Source organism: Mycobacterium paraseoulense (assembly GCF_010731655.1).
GTDB lineage: Bacteria > Actinomycetota > Actinomycetes > Mycobacteriales > Mycobacteriaceae > Mycobacterium > Mycobacterium paraseoulense.
Window position 1 is genome coordinate 3,907,856 of record NZ_AP022619.1, and the last position, 15,196, is coordinate 3,923,051.

The 15,196-nt window shown below is 68.4% G+C and carries 12 protein-coding genes; 6 read left to right on the forward strand and 6 right to left on the reverse strand.

What is annotated here, in order from left to right:
* The first annotated feature begins 245 nt into the window (after positions 1–245).
* The gene (locus G6N51_RS18160) at positions 246–1,235 is read left to right on the forward strand and encodes a PirG (protein ID WP_232078425.1); all 990 of its coding nucleotides are present in this window, start codon (positions 246–248) and stop codon (positions 1,233–1,235) included.
* Between the two features lie 131 nt (positions 1,236–1,366).
* Entirely contained in the window at positions 1,367–3,001 is a 1,635-nt protein-coding gene (locus G6N51_RS18165) for an LGFP repeat-containing protein (protein WP_180134407.1), read from the forward strand.
* Between the two features lie 13 nt (positions 3,002–3,014).
* On the opposite strand, the gene G6N51_RS18170 is transcribed toward G6N51_RS18165, so the two are convergent.
* From G6N51_RS18170 to G6N51_RS18185, 4 genes are read right to left on the reverse strand one after another with little or no spacing between them, the layout of a single operon-like run.
* Positions 3,015–3,830, reverse strand: a complete 816-nt coding sequence (locus tag G6N51_RS18170) for a Cof-type HAD-IIB family hydrolase (protein ID WP_083171820.1) — start codon at positions 3,828–3,830, stop codon at positions 3,015–3,017.
* Positions 3,831–3,864: 34 nt separating this feature from the next.
* Entirely contained in the window at positions 3,865–4,650 is a 786-nt protein-coding gene (locus G6N51_RS18175; protein ID WP_083171821.1) for a lysophospholipid acyltransferase family protein, read from the reverse strand.
* Between the two features lie 14 nt (positions 4,651–4,664).
* Entirely contained in the window at positions 4,665–5,420 is a 756-nt protein-coding gene (locus G6N51_RS18180) for a lysophospholipid acyltransferase family protein (protein ID WP_083171822.1), read from the reverse strand.
* Between the two features lie 6 nt (positions 5,421–5,426).
* Complete coding sequence (locus G6N51_RS18185) at positions 5,427–6,194, reverse strand: lysophospholipid acyltransferase family protein (RefSeq protein WP_083171823.1); 768 nt, start codon at positions 6,192–6,194, stop codon at positions 5,427–5,429.
* Positions 6,195–6,379: 185 nt separating this feature from the next.
* Between G6N51_RS18185 and G6N51_RS18190 the strand changes: the two genes are divergently transcribed.
* Together G6N51_RS18190 and G6N51_RS18195 are read left to right on the forward strand one after the other, a co-directional pair.
* Positions 6,380–7,930, forward strand: a complete 1,551-nt coding sequence (locus G6N51_RS18190; protein WP_083171856.1) for an MBL fold metallo-hydrolase — start codon at positions 6,380–6,382, stop codon at positions 7,928–7,930.
* Positions 7,927–8,262 (forward strand): hypothetical protein, encoded by a 336-nt coding sequence (locus tag G6N51_RS18195; RefSeq protein ID WP_083171824.1) that lies wholly within the window; start codon positions 7,927–7,929, stop codon positions 8,260–8,262. Before G6N51_RS18190 ends, G6N51_RS18195 begins: the two co-directional genes overlap by 4 nt.
* Here the strand turns inward: G6N51_RS18195 and G6N51_RS18200 are convergent.
* Positions 8,245–9,669, reverse strand: a complete 1,425-nt coding sequence (locus G6N51_RS18200; RefSeq protein ID WP_083171825.1) for a condensation domain-containing protein — start codon at positions 9,667–9,669, stop codon at positions 8,245–8,247. The genes G6N51_RS18195 and G6N51_RS18200 overlap by 18 nt on opposite strands.
* Positions 9,670–10,109: 440 nt before the next feature.
* Here G6N51_RS18200 and G6N51_RS18205 point away from each other — a divergent pair, with 440 nt between their 5' ends.
* The gene (locus G6N51_RS18205; RefSeq protein WP_083171826.1) at positions 10,110–10,838 is read left to right on the forward strand and encodes a GAP family protein; all 729 of its coding nucleotides are present in this window, start codon (positions 10,110–10,112) and stop codon (positions 10,836–10,838) included.
* Between the two features lie 41 nt (positions 10,839–10,879).
* On the forward strand, positions 10,880–11,977 hold the full coding sequence (locus G6N51_RS18210) for a PE-PPE domain-containing protein (protein ID WP_232078426.1): 1,098 nt from the start codon (positions 10,880–10,882) through the stop codon (positions 11,975–11,977).
* Here the strand turns inward: G6N51_RS18210 and G6N51_RS18215 are convergent.
* Complete coding sequence (locus tag G6N51_RS18215; protein WP_083171858.1) at positions 11,974–15,180, reverse strand: MMPL/RND family transporter; 3,207 nt, start codon at positions 15,178–15,180, stop codon at positions 11,974–11,976. The two genes, G6N51_RS18210 and G6N51_RS18215, sit on opposite strands and share 4 nt — an antisense overlap.
* Positions 15,181–15,196: the final 16 nt, after the last annotated feature.

Consider the following 15,196-nt stretch of genomic DNA (forward strand, 5'->3'; position numbering starts at 1 on the left):
ACCGCGTGGGCCTAACCCATTTGGCGAGGCCACGAAGTCCGCGTTGGGCCGAAGGCGGTCCGTTCGAGACGCCCCGGCTCGGCGATCACGGTCGGTGTCGCAATTACCTCACGATTCAATATCACCACTCTAGTCACAGCAATCTCACTCGTACCATCGACTCTGTGTGGTTCTCGCCAGGAAGACGGTTAGGCCGCACCGACACAACAAGTTGAGATTGAGTTGTCCAGATTGAGGAGACTTCCGTGCCGAACCGACGCCGACGCAAGCTTTCGACAGCCATGAGCGCGGTCGCCGCTGTGGCAGTGGCGAGTCCTTGCGCATACTTCCTTGTCTACGAATCGACGGCGGGCAGCAAGCCGCCCGAGCACCACGACTTCAAGCAGGCGGCCGTGATGACCGACCTGCCGGGCGAGCTGATGGGCGCCCTGTCGCAGGGGTTGTCGCAGTTCGGCATCAACCTGCCCCCGGTGCCCGCGCTGGGTGGGGGTGCGGCAAGCACCCCGGGCCTCGGAACGCCGGGACTCGGGACGCCGGGTCTCACCAGCCCAGCGTTGACCAGCCCCGGTCTGACGAGCCCGGGCCTCACCAGTCCCGGCCTGACCAGCCCCGGCTTGACGAGCCCCGGTCTGGCGACCCCCGGTCTGGCGCCCACGACGCCGGGACTCACCGCGCCCGGCGCGCTGCCGACCACCCCGGGCGCCGGTGTGGCGACCCCGGGTGCGGGGCTCAACCCCGCGCTGTCCAACCCCGGGCTGACCAGCCCGGCCGGGATCGCGCCCGGACTGGGCACCCCGGCGGCTCAGGGTGAGGTGCCCATCACCGCTCCGGCGAGTTTGGACCCGGGTGCCGACGGCACCTATCCGATCCTCGGCGATCCGTCCTCCTTCGGTAACGGCTCACCGATCGGTGGCGGCACCGGCCTCGGCGGCGGCAGCGGCAGCGGTAGCGGCGGTGGCGGTCTCGTCAACGACGTGATGCAGGCCGCCAACCAGCTGGGCGCCGGTCAGGCGATCGACCTGCTCAAGGGCTTGGTGATGCCGGCCATCACGCAGGGCATGCAGCACGGCGCAGCGGGCGCTTTGCCGGGTGCCGCCGCGGGCGCTCTGCCGGCCGCCGCGGGCGCTCTGCCGGGCGCGGCGGGAGCCCTGCCGGGCGCGGCGGGAGCCCTGCCGGGCGCGGCGGGAGCTTTGCCGGCCGCCGCGGCTGCGGCGCCGGTCCTGCCCCCTGTCTAGACCTCCGGAAAACCCTTCAACCAGACGGCACCGCAGATTTCTTCTGCGGTGCCGTCGATTTTGTGCAGATTCCGGACGCCCAGGTCGTGTCGTCTCATCATTAACATTAGAAACACAAGTAACATCGCCTGGTGTCTCCTAGTCGTGGGCCGACGACGCTGCTCACCGCCATCGCCGCGACTGTCCTCATCGTCTCCTGGGTGGCGGACACGACGCGCGAAGGCGGCGCGGCAGGCCCGCCGCCCGCCCACGACACCCAACTGGCCGAACAGCCGCTGATCGGGCTGGGCGGCGGCGTCACGGTTCGCGACATCAGCCAGGACACCCCGTTTTCACTCGTGGCGCTCACCGGCGACCTGGCCGGTACCTCGACCCGGGTGCGGGCGAAGCGCCCCGACGGTTCGTGGGGGCCCTGGTATCAGACGGAGTACGAGACCGCGGCGCCCGACGGAGCGACGGCGGCCGGGTCACTCGAGGGACCGCGGGGCACCGATCCCGTGTTCGTCGGCACCACCACGACGGTCCAGATCGCAGTCACCCGTCCGATGGATGCGCCGGTGACCCAACCGCCAGCCGTGCCCGCCACCGAGACCGGCCTCGGCTACAAGCCGGCATCCCGGGAACAACCCTTCGGGCAGAACATCTCCGCCATCCTGATCTCCCCGCCGCAGGCGCCGGCGAAAAAGCAGTGGACGCCGCCGTCCGGGGTTCTCATGCCCGGTCAGGCCCCCGCCATCATCAGCCGGGCGGAATGGGGTGCCGACGAGTCGCTGCGGTGCGGTAGTCCGCAGTACGACAACGGCATTCGCGCCGCCGTCGTGCACCACACCGCGGGCAGCAACGACTATTCGCCGCTGGAATCGGCCGGGATCGTCAAGGCCATCTACACCTATCACAGCAAGACCCTGGGCTGGTGCGACATCGCGTACAACGCCCTGGTCGACAAGTACGGCCAGGTGTTCGAGGGCAGCGCCGGGGGGCTCACCAAGGCGGTCGAGGCCTTCCACACCGGCGGGTTCAACCGCAACACCTGGGGTGTCGCGATGATCGGCAACTTCGACGACGTGCCGCCCACACCCATCCAGCTGCGCACCCTGGGCCGGCTGCTCGGCTGGCGGCTCGGCCTGGACGGCGTCGACCCCAAGGGCACGGTGGCGCTGGAGTCGGCGGGGAGCCACTACACCACCTTTCCGGCCGGCGCCGTCGCGACGCTGCCGACGATTTTCACCCACCGCGACGTCGGCAACACCGATTGCCCGGGCAACGCGGCCTACGCGCTCATGGACGAAGTGCGCGACGTCGCTTCGCATTTCAACGATCCGCCGGAGGAGTTGATCAAGGCCCTGCAGGGCGGCGCGATTTACGAGCACTGGCAGGCGATGGGCGGCATGAACAGCGTGCTCGGCGCGCCGACCTCCCCGGAGGACAGCGCCGAAGATGACGCGCGGTACGTCACGTTCGCCAGGGGCGCGATGTACTGGTCGCCCGACACCGGCGCCCAACCCGTCACCGGCGCGATCTACGACGCGTGGGCGTCGCTGAGCTACGAACGCGGACCACTCGGCTTGCCGACCAGCGCGGAAATCCAAGAGCCGCTACAGATTACGCAGAACTTCCAGCACGGCACGCTGAACTACGAGCGGCTCACCGGGAACGTCACCGAGGTCGCCGAGGGAATCACGACTCCGCTTTCGACGCAATCGCCCAGCGGCCCGACCGTCCTGCCCGAACATTTCTCGCTGCCCGCGCACCCGTCCGCCACCTAGCGCCACAGCAGCGCTAGAGCCACCAGCGCTCCAGTACCCGTCCCACCCCGTCGTCGTTGTTGGGGGCGGTGACCTCGTCGGCGGCGGCCAGCACCTCAGGATGGGCGTTGCCCATCGCGACCCCATGACCGGCCCAGCGCAGCATCGGCAGGTCGTTGGGCATGTCGCCGAAGGCCACCACGTCCCCGCTCGTGATCTGCAGGGGCCTGGCGATTTCCTCCACACCGGTGGCCTTGCTGATGCCCAGCGGCACGATCTCCACCAGACCGTTGTTGGTGGAGTAGGTGATATCGCCTTCGATGCCGACATGCTTGGCCAGTTCGGCGGCCATGTCGGCGCTGCGGGCCCCGCTCTTACGGATCAGCAGCTTGATCGCCGGCGCGCTGAGCAGGTCCTCGATCGACACCTCGGTGTTGTCCGGGTTCAGCCAGGCGTGCTCGTAGCCGGGTGAGCTGATGAACTGCGGGGTCGCCGTGTCGTGGGCACGCTCGCCGATTCGCTCGACGGCCAGGCCGGCGCCGGGGATGACGCGCGTCGCGAGCTCCGCCAGCTCGGCCAGGGTGTCGACGGGCAGCGTGCGCGCCGACACCACCCGGTCGGCCGCCGGGTCGTAGACGACGGCACCGTTGGCGCACACCGCGATCGGCGCGAAGCCCAGCGCGTCGACGACGGGGCGAATCCACCGCGGCGGGCGGCCGGTCGCCACGACGAACGTCGCGCCGGCCGCGACGGCCGCACGCACGGCATCGCGGGTGCGCGGGGTGATGGTTTCGTCGTCGTCGAACAGGGTGCCGTCGACGTCGCAGGCTATGAGCGCCGGCAGGGTCATCGGGACGGTCCGCCCTGGCAGCTCGCCGGTCTGATCAATGGACGCCGCTCTGGTTCTGTCCCGGTCGCGTCACGCCGTCGGTGCCGTATTTCTGCATCCGCGCCTGCAGCTCCGACAGCCGGATCGCCCGGGAATCCTCCTGGGTGGGCGCGGCGCCGCCCAGCCGCCGCGGCACCCAGAACTCCCCTTCGGGGTGCGGGTATTCCTCCTGCACCCGGTACAGCAACGTGTTCATCGCCTCGCGTAGCGTCGCGTTGAGTTGCTCGGGCGTCCCGTGCGGCGGCAGCGGCCGCCCGGCCGCGACCGTGATCGGGACCTTGTTGCGCCACACCTTTTTTGGCTGGTCCTTCGGCCAGATCCGATGCGCGCCCCAGACAATGATCGGGACGATCGGCACCTGGGCGTCCAGCGCCATCCGGGCCGCGCCGGTCTTGAACTCCCGGAGCTCGAAGCTACGGCTGATCGTGGCCTCGGGATGCATCCCGATGAGCTCGCCCTGCCGCAGGCGCCGCACGGCCACCTCGAGCGCGTCGTGCCCGCTCCTGCGGTCCACCGGGATCAGCCTGGCGTGGTTGATCACGTAGTTGACCGCCTTCACGTCGGCCATCTCCGCCTTGATCATGAAGTACGCCCGCCGGCCACGCTCGCGCACGGCGAGCAGTGTCGGCAGCCAGTCCAGATAGCTGGTGTGGTTCTGGGCCAGCAGCGCGCCGCCCCGCTCGGGGATGTTTTCCAGACCGCGATAGGTGAACGTGGTTCCCTGCATCGCGACCATCGGCGGGACGACCCACTCGCACAGCCGGTAAAACCCCTCGGGCATGTCTTCTCCTCCACCTACCGCGACGGTCGTCCACTGCGGCCGGCGGCCCGCGCCGCGGCCTCGTCCGCCTCCATCCGCGCAGCCTCCGCCATGGTCGGTGCCCCTCCGCCCAGCCGGCGCGGCGTCCAGTACGCGCCCGGCTCGTGCGGATAGCCCTGCTGCGCCTGGTGTAGCAACCTGGTCATCGATTCGCGCAGCGCGGCGTCGGTCCGCGCGATGTCTTCGGCCGCCCGCACCGCCGCACCCACCTGCACATGTATCGGCACTTTCGCGCGGCCCAGTGTATGCGGGTGGTCCTTGGTCCAGATCCGGTGTGCGCCCCAGACGATCAACGGGATGATCGGCACATCCGCCTCGATGGCCATGCGGGCGGCGCCGGTCTTGAACTCCTTGAGCTCGAAGCTGCGGCTGATCGTGGCCTCCGGATACACCCCGACCAGCTCGCCTTCGCGGAGCCGCTGCACGGCCACCGCGTACGCGCCGGCCCCCGCGCCGCGGTCCACCGGGATGGTCCGGGTGTGCTTGATCAGGAAGTTGACGATCTTCACCTGCTGCATCTCGGCCTTGATCATGAACCTGAGCCGCCGGCGGCGCCGATGCACGGCCAGCGCCGCGGGCAGAAAGTCGACGTAGCTGGTGTGGTTGATCGCGATCACGGCGCCGCCGGAGGCGGGGATGTTCTCCTCGCCGCCGTAGGAGATCCGGGTGCCGGTGGCCAGCACCGACAGCCGCGCCAGAACCTCGAGCGTGCGGAAGATCGGCTCCACCATCGATCGCTACTCCGGCGCTCCCGCGGGTCGAGCCCGGCGCGCCGCGCGGGCGGCCGCCTCCTCGGCGTCCATCCGGGCGGCTTCGGCCAGCGATGGGGCGCTGCCGCCCAACCGCCGCGGCACCCAGAACTCCCCGGCCGGATGCGGACCGTACATTTCCTGGGCCCGCTCCAGCAGGTGTTGCATCCGCGAGTGCAGCAGCCCCTTCAGTTCCTCGACGCCCAGAGTCGGTTCGATCGGCTCACCGACAAGCACGATGATGGGCACCTTCGGGCGCAGCAGCTTCTTGGGGTGCCCCTTGGTCCAGATGCGCTGCGCGCCCCAGACGATCACCGGAACGATCGGCACCCCGGCATCTACCGCCATCCGCGCGGCCCCGGACTTGAATTCCTTGATCTCGAAGCTGCGGCTGATCGTGGCTTCCGGATAGACGCCGACGAGCTCACCGTCCTTGAGATTCCTGACGGCTTCCTCGTAGGAGGCGGCCCCGTCCTGCCGGTTCACCGAGATGTGCCGCAGGCTGCGCATGATCGGCCCGGTGATTTTGTGGTCGAACACCTCCTGCTTGGCCATGAACCGCACCTTGCGGCCCAGACCCTGCTGGTAGGCGGGCAGACCGGCGAAGGTGAAGTCGAGGTAGCCGGTGTGGTTGATGGCGATGACCGCACCGCCGCTCTTGGGCAGGTTTTCGACGCCCGCGACGGTGATTTTGAGGCCCTGCACGCGCCAAACCAACCGGGCAAGCTGGATGACAGTCCCGTATACCGGTTCCACAGCTGATCAGCCTAGTGCTCCCGGCTGTGAGTCACCCTAAGTGCCGAAAAGAGGCGGCTGGCCGACCTGCACCGCCGGCCCGCCCCGACGGTCGCGGCGGGCCGGCGGTGCCGCCCCGCGCTAAGCTCGGGGGCTGAAAAGCCGTTACCGGGCCGTGCGCCGTCAAGGCCCCGAGGAAGGTGTTTGTGCAGGTCACGAGCGTAGGTCACGCCGGATTTCTGATCGAGACCCCCGCGGGCAGCATCCTTTGCGACCCCTGGGTCAATCCCGCGTACTTCGCCTCGTGGTTCCCCTTCCCGGACAACAGCCAGCTGGACTGGGACCGGCTGGGCGACTGCGACTACCTCTACGTCTCGCACCTGCACAAGGATCATTTCGACGCCAAGAATCTGGCCGAGCACGTCAACAAAGACGCGGTGGTGCTGCTGCCCGACTTCCCGGTGCCGGACCTGCGGAACGCGTTGCAAGAGCTCGGTTTCCACCGGTTCTTCGAGACCTCCAACTCGGTCAAGCACCGGCTCAGCGGCCCGAAGGGCGACCTCGACGTCATGATCATCGCCCTGCGGGCCCCGGCCGACGGCCCGCTGGGCGACTCGGCGCTGGTGGTTTCCGATGGCGTGACAACGGCTTTCAACATGAACGACGCCCGGCCCGTCGACCTGGACGTGCTGGCATCGGCCTTCGGTCACATCGACGTGCACATGCTGCAGTACTCCGGCGCGATCTGGTACCCGATGGTCTACGACATGCCGGCCCGCGCCAAGGAGTCGTTCGGCGTGCAGAAGCGGCAGCGGCAGATGGACCGCGCCCGCCAGTACATCGCGCAGGTGGGCGCGACGTGGATCATCCCGTCGGCCGGCCCACCGTGCTTCCTGGACCCGGAGTTGCGTCATCTCAACGACGACCACGGCGATGCGGCCAACATCTTCCCGGACCAGCTGGTGTTTCTCGACCAGATGCGCCGCAACGGGAACGACGGCGGCCTGCTGATGATCCCCGGCTCGACCGCGGACTTCACCGGTAATTCCCTGAATTCGCTGCGCCATCCGCTGCCCGACGACCGGGTCGAGGCGATTTTCACCACCGGGAAGCAGGCCTACATCGCGGACTACGCCGAGCGGATGGCCCCCGTGCTGGCCGAGGAGCGGGCGAGCTGGGCCCCCGCCACCGGCGATCCGCTGCTGGAGCAGCTGCGCGCGCTGTTCGAACCGATCATGTCGCAAAGCGACGAGATCTGCGACGGCATCGGCTATCCCGTCGAACTCGTGCTCGGCACCGAGACGGTCGTGCTGGACTTTCCGAAACGCGCCGTGCGCGAACGCATTCCCGATGAGAAGTTCCGCTACGGATTCGCGATCGCGCCGGAGCTGGTCCGCACCGTGCTGCGCGATCGGGAACCGGACTGGGTCAACACCATCTTCTTGTCCACCCGATTCCGGGCGTGGCGCGTGGGCGGTTACAACGAGTACCTGTACACCTTCTTCAAATGCCTGACCGATGAACGGATCGCCTATGCCGACGGCTGGTTCGCCGAGACGCACGACGATTCGTCGTCGGTGACGCTGGACGGGTGGGAGATTCAACGCCGGTGCCCGCACCTGAAGGCCGACCTCTCGAGATTCGGTGTGGTGGAGGGCAATACGCTGACCTGCAACCTGCACGGGTGGCAGTGGCGATTGGATGACGGGCACTGCCTGACCGCCCGGGGTCACCAACTGCGGAGTTCACGAGCATGAACGACCAGTCGTACGACGACGGCCTGATCCAACTGGACCGCGCGGCAATCACACTGCGCCGCTACCACTTTCCGTCCGGCACGTCGAAAGTCATTGCGCTGGGCGCGGTCCGTGGGTACAAGGCCGAGGGCCTGGGCCTGTTCACCCACCGGTTCCGGATCTGGGGCAGCTCCGATTTCCGCCGCTGGCTGCCGCTGGACGTCGGCCGGCCATTGAAATCGACGTTGATCACCTTGGACGTGCCGGGCACCCGGCCCAGCCCCGCCTTCACACCGGCGCGGCCGGAGGAGTTCACCGCACTCCTGGATGAGCTGCTAAGTCAGCGCGGTTAGCGGCGTGCGCGAGCGCGCAAACACCGGCCTGCCGTCGGCCACCCGGACGTATGCCGACTTCATCGCGTGGATGTACCGGCCCACCGATTCGCGGGCGACCGGGTTGTCGGGGAAGAGCACCGTCACCTTGGTCTCATGCTGGAGTCGGATCACCCACAGGGAGACCTGGTGGGAGACCCTGCCCTCGTCGTAGATCCGAAAGTTCAGGTCGGAGTTGGCGACAGCGGACAGCGGCGCGATGCTCGCGTCCAGGAACGACATCACGAAGTTGCCCGGCCGCGGCCGGCCCAGGCCCGCCTCCGCAGGCGCCAACTCCAGCACCCGGTCGAACGGCACGATCGCCAACTCGATGCCCGCGTCGAAGGACGCCTGGGCTGATTGCGCCGCCTCCTCGAACTGCCCCGCGCCGACGCCGACGGTGACCGGAACCAAACCGGTGAACCAGCCCGTCGTCATCAAGTCCGTCGGCGTCCTGCGGGTATCGGTGGTGGTGACCACGGAAAACGTTTCTGCTCCGGTCAATTCACGCTGGGTGAGGCCCGCGCAACCGAAGACGCCGCCGCTGAATCGGGCGCCCGCAGCGACGCAGGCCCGTTCGAATCGCTCCGTCTGCCGTTCGTCCAGCAGTGTCTCCGTGACGAGCTTGCCGGCGTAGGGCACCGAGAGGTCGCCCAGGGGCAGCGGAAAGTAGGGCAGCGTTCCACCGTTGTCGGCGGCGAACTCGATCCATGCGAGCACCTCGGGGGAGTCGGCCGTCAACGCATCCATCTCCGCGCGCTGCCGGACGCAGTAGTCGCCGTACCGGCCGGCCTCGGGGAGTTCGACGGGAGCGTCGCCGCCGACCAATGCGGCGTACATCATGTGGATCTCCGAGAAGAGCACACCGACGATCATCGGGTCGACGCACAGGTGCGCGATGCTCGCGTAAAAGGTGAAATGGCGGTCGCTTTGCACCACCCCGAAGAAGAAACAATCCCACTGCAGCGGCTGTGGGGTCGAAATGTGATCCCGCAATGCCTCCGGCGTGAGCTTCCCGTGCGCGATCGGGACGAGTTCGATGTCAGCGGGGTCCGCGATCGTGTGGCGGACGATGCGTCGCGCGTCGCGGTACTCGAACCAGCTGTGGTAGGTGTCGTGTCGACGAATGTGAGCATTGATCGCGTAATTCATGGCGCGGATGTCGCAGCGGCCCGGGACGTCCCAGGTGAAGATCATCAAGCGCGACATGTCCAGGCCCCGGGCCGCGTGATCGCTGTAGCGCCGCAGGTGCTGTGTTTGCTGATAGCTGGGCGGCACCGGACTGGCCGGCGCCTCGGCCGCTTTGGCCTTCGCCGCGGGTGAAGCATGCCAGCAGATCACGGGTCCCGCTTGCGGTGTCCAGTCGTGGAGCGTCGTTATGCCGAACACTGGATACCCTGCACCTCCGCGCTATTCGGCTCGGCACGGCGGAAGCTAGTGGCCCGCCGAGCGATGCTTCAGGCGACCTGCCGTCCGCGCCGTCGCCACGGAGTCGAGCCCGCCGCCCGCAGCAACCCACGCGGCCAGGGCGTGGTCACGCTCCGCCGCGAAACCCCTTGGTGGACACCAAATGATGGCGGGCACCGAACCGGTAGGTCCGGCTGCCCCCGGGATTTCTCCAGCCGAAAGTGGAGCTGCGGGAATCTTCAGCATAACCGCTTGGGTCGTCGGTCGCCCCGCGAAACCCCGTGCGGGCGTTACGTGTGAATTACGGCCACCTGAACGTCAGACGCCGAAACCCGGTATCCCCGCGCCTGATCAGCGGCGGACCGGTTGGGCCGGGCGGGTTTGCGCCCGGAGCTTCCCCGCGTGCGGTACGGTTGCCCAGCATGTGGATCACCGTGCTGGTATTGGCCGGCTCGGTGATCTTCGAGCCGATACGCCTCGGTTTGGTGATCCTGCTGCTGAGCAGGCGGCGCCCCCTTCTGCAACTGCTCGTGTTTCTGTGCGGTGGCTTCGCGCTGGGAGTCGGCGCCGGCCTGGTGGTGCTCTTCGGCCTCCGGGCAGCCCCGGTCGTCGGCCAGTTGAGCGTGGCGGAGGTCCAGATCGGGTCGGGACTGGTGGCTTTGCTGATCGCCGTGGCGCTTGCCACGACCGTTTCGCTGCGCAAGCAAGTGCGCCCCGTCCCGGCTGGCGCGGCGGTCGGCGGTGGCGGAGGCGTCGTCCTGCTGGAACGGACGCCGCCGCGCGGCCGGCAGCGGCTGGCCGACCGCGCACGCATGTTCTTACGGGGCGATTCCCTAAGTGTCGCAGCGGTTAGCGGGATGGGGGCGTCGCTGCCGTCCGCGAACTACATGGGCTCAATGGCCGCCATCCTCGCCTCGCACGCCGCTCCCGTCGCGCAGGTTCAGGCGCTGGTGGCGTTCAACCTGGTGGCGTTCACCGTGGCCGAGATCCCGCTGATCGGCTACCTGGCCGCGCCGCAGAAGACGCGCGCCCTCATGGCCGCGCTGCAGAACTGGCTGCGATCTCGCGGTCAGCGCGACGTGGCCGTGTTGGTCGCGGCCGGGGGCTGCTTCATGCTCGTCCTCGGGCTGACCGGCCTCGGCGCGAGGTAGCATCCCTGCTATAGCTCGATCGACAGGCCTGAGGGGAGCTCGTGAACAAACTGCTCGCCGGGGCCGTCGCCGTTGGAATGCTGGCGTGCGCAACGGTTTTCGATGGCGGCGTCGCCGGCGCCGACACCGCCCTGATAGTGCCCGGCACGGCGCCCTCCCCGTACGGGCCGCTGAGGTCGCTGTATCACTTCAACCCCGCGATGCAGCCCCAGATTGACGCGAACTACTACAGTCCAGCGGCTGTCCGGCGCGTGGTGCCCTATCCGGGCAGCTTCTGGCCGGTCACGGGCCTGAATTCACCGACCGTCAACAGCTCCGTCACGACCGGGACGAGCAATCTCGACGCCGCGATCCGCAACACGCCGGGCCCCATCTCGGTGGCCGGCCTGTCCCAGGGCTCGCTGGCGCTCGACCGCGAGCAGGCGCGCCTGGCACACGATCCGACCGCGCCGCCGCCGGGTCAGCTCACGTTCATCAAGGCCGGCAACCCCGACAACCTGCTCTACAAGGTGTTCGGGCCCGGGACGCATGTGCCGATCATCGACTACACGGTCCCCGCTCCGGTGGAGAGCCAGTACGACACCATCAACATCGTGGGCCAGTACGACCCGTTCTCCGACCCGCCCAACCACCCCGGCAATCTGCTTGCCGACCTGAACGCGGTTGCCGCCGGGGGTTATTACGGCCACAGCGCCACGGCGTTCTCCGATCCGTCCCGTGTCGCGCCCTGGGACATCAAGCGCACCACCAACAGCCTGGGCGGCACCGAGACGACGTATTTCATCCGGAACTCCGAGCTGCCGCTGGCCCGCGCACTGGTCGACGGCGCGGGCATGCCCCCGGAGGCGGTCGGCCCCATCGACGCGGTGCTGCGGCCGATGATCGACAGGGCCTACGACCCGGGGCCGGCACACGACCCCGTCCAGATGATCAACGGGATCGCCCACATTCCCACGATCATCTCCGCCGTTTCCTGGCCCGTCCGGGGTGCGAGCGCCGGCATCAACCTGGCCACCAACTCACTGGCGGTCGCCAACCTGGCCCGAATCGTCGCCCCGGGTCCCGGGCTCGGCAAGGGCGCCAAGGGTGTGTTGCCGAAAGTCGTCCGCGCGGTCGTCAAAGCCAAGAAGTACAGCTAGAGCCTCAGCCCGTCACGCGGCGAAAAGCCGACCAGCTGCTCGGCCGTCCACGCCGGTGACCTCTCTTCGTCGGGCAGCAGCGGCTTGCGTTTGACCGGCCCGCGGCGCCGCCACAGCGGCCACCGAGCCGCGGCGGCCCAGCCCGGCGGGCGCCACCAGTTCGCCCGCCCGACCAGCACAGCGATCGCGGGCACCGTCACCGTCCGCACCAGGAACGTATCCAGCAGCAGCCCCGTCCCGAGGACGAATCCGCTCTGAATCACCGTGGACAGGGTGGCGAAGACGAGGCCGTACATCGACGCGGCCATGATCAGGCCCGCGGCGGTGATTACCCCACCGGTCGAGGACACGGTTCGGATGACGCCCGAGCGCATTCCCCATACGGATTCGTCCCGCAGCCGGGAAATGAGCAGCATGTTGTAGTCGGCGCCGACCGCGACCAAGATGATGAAGGTCAATCCCGGTACGCTCCAATGCATTTCCTGGCCGAGAAGGAATTGGAAGACGATGACGCCGATGCCGATGGCGGACATGTAGGAGAGGATCACTGTTCCGACCAGGTACAGCGGTGCGATGACCGCGCGCAGCAGGGCGATGAGAATGACCAGCACCACGCAAATGGTCATCACGATGATCAATCGCAGATCGTGCCGGTAGTAGTCGCGCGTCTCCTTCAGTACGACGGGCAACCCCACCACCGACACCTTGGCATCGGCCAGCGTGGTGTTCGGCCGCGCCCCCTGCGCGGCGGCCTTGATCGCGTCGACCTGGTCCATCGCCGCGGTGCCGAACGGATCGAGATCGGTCTGGATCAGGTACCGCATGGCGTGGCCGTCCGGCGAAACGAAGGCGGCGGCAAGCCTTTTCAGCTGCCCGGCGCTCATGCCCCCCAGCAGGTCCGGCACCCCGCCCGGCAACACCTCGGGCTTGCCGCCCTCGCCGGTGGCATACGACAACGCCTGTGCGGGAATGTAGAAGCCCGCCATCGCCGGCGTCGTCGCCTCCTTCTTAATCGAAAGTAGGAACGCCGACGCCTCGCTCATCCCGAAACCCATCTTCTTGACCTGGTCGACCAATTGCTGTACACCGTCGGCTAATTGGCGGCTGCCGTCCGCGAGGCTGTTGGTCCCCTGCTGCAGGAAGGTGATCTTCGCCCGCATTCCGCCCGGGCTGCCCATCCCCAGGGAGCCCATCGCGGCGACGACGGTGGACAATGCCCGGCGCAACCCGGAAACCGTTGCCGCCAGCGTCTGCACGGCCTGCGTCGCCCGCAGCTGGCGCGCCAGCTCCGATATCTTGCCCAGCGTTCCGTCGTCGCGGGCCGTCACCAGTCGCCGCAGCTCCTCGCGCGCGTTCACGCAGGCGGGCTCGGCGCCGCACATCGGGCTGTTGTCCAGCGCCCCCAGCACCGGGTTGGCCCAATCAGAGTTGTTGGCAACGAAGTTGGCATTCGCGCCGATGGCGTCGCCAAGCGATCGCATGCCGTCGACGAGCCGTTCGGCACCCTCGAGTTCCGCCAGCGCCCGGTTCCCGCCGAAGATGTTCTGCAGCGTCGCCAGCGCGTCGACCAGGCCGCCGACCGCGGACACGGCCTGATTGACCTGCGTCCGCACGTCTCCGAGCTTGCCCGCCATCACGTTCGCGCCGCCCGCCAGCCGATCGAGATCACCGGTGTGGTCGGCGATTTGCTTGGAACCCGCGTCCAGCTTGCCGCCGACTTCGCCGGCCTGCCAGGACGTCTTGGCCTGCTCCAGGGACTGGCCGGTGGGCCGGGTGATGCCCCTGACCATGGCGACGCCCGGGACCTGGCTCACCCGTTGCGCCATCTGCTCGAGGTCGGCCAGGGCCCTCGCGGTGCGCAAGTCCTGCGGCGAGGAGATGAACAGATACTCCGGGACGATCAGGTTCGTCGAGAAGTGCTTCGCCAGCGCGGCATAGCCGACCGAACTCTCCACGTCGCCCGGCAGGGCCTTGCGATCGTCGTAGTTGTACCGGGCCAGGCCCGCGCACCCGGCCAGGATCACCAGCACCAGCAAGCTGGCCAGCAGGTGGGTCTTGGGCCGCCGCACGATGTTGACGCCCGAACGCCGCCAGAAGCGGCGGCTGAGATCATCGCGCGGCGCGATCCAGCCGCGGCGGCCGGCGAGCACCAGCAGGGCCGGCAGCAGCGTGATCGCGGCGATGAAGACGACAGCCACCGAGATGCCCAGCACCGGTCCGACGGTTCGCAGGATTCCCAACTGGGTGAACACCATCCCGAGGAACGTGACCGCCACGGTGGCCGCCGACGCAGCGATGACCTTGCCGATGGACGCCAACGCCTTGATGACCGCCTGGTCGGAGTCCATGCCCTGGCGCACGTGGTCGTGATAGCGGCTGATCAGAAAGACGGCGTAATCGGTTCCCGCGCCGACCATCAGCCCGCTCATGAAGATGACGGTCTGGTTGGCGATGCCCAGGCCGGCCAGCCCGACCAGGGCCACCACCCGCTGGGCCACCACCGCGGACATGCCGATCGTCAGCAACGGCAGCACCATCGTGACCGGGTTCCGGTAGATCACCAGCAGAATGACGAACAACAGCGCGACGATCGCCAGCTCGATCCGCGTCCTGTCGCGCTGGCCGGTGACGTTCAGGTCGGCGACGGTGGACGCGGGTCCGGTCAGGTTGACCGTCAGCGTCGATCCCGCCACGGTCTGCTTGACGATCGTGGCCACTCGCGCGTACGCCTGCTTGGACTGCGGCGATCCCAAATCGCCGGGCAGCCCCACGGGCAGCATCCAGGCCCGGTGATCCTTGCTGGTCATCAGGTCGCGCACCGGCGGTGTGGCGACGAAATCCTGCACCATCGCCACGTCCCGGGTGTCCCGGCGCAACGCCTCGACCAGTTTCCGGTAGGTGCCTTCGTCGGCCGCGCTCAGCCCGTTGGCGTCGCTGAGCACCACCACCGCGATGCTCTGCAATCCGGCCTCGCCGAACGCGGCGTTCATGGTGCGGGTGGCGGACAACACCGGCGCGTCGGCCGGCAGGATGGCGACCGGGTGTTGCTGGGAGATCTCCTCCAGCGACGGCGCCGTCAGCGCAAGGACGCAGGCCAGCGCGCTCCAGACGCCGATCACCAGCCACGGCCTTCGCCCGACCAGGTGCCCGAGGCGGGGAAAGAGGCCCACGGGGTTGCCCCGGCCGGTCTTCACTCGTGACATGGGAACCGCATTCTTT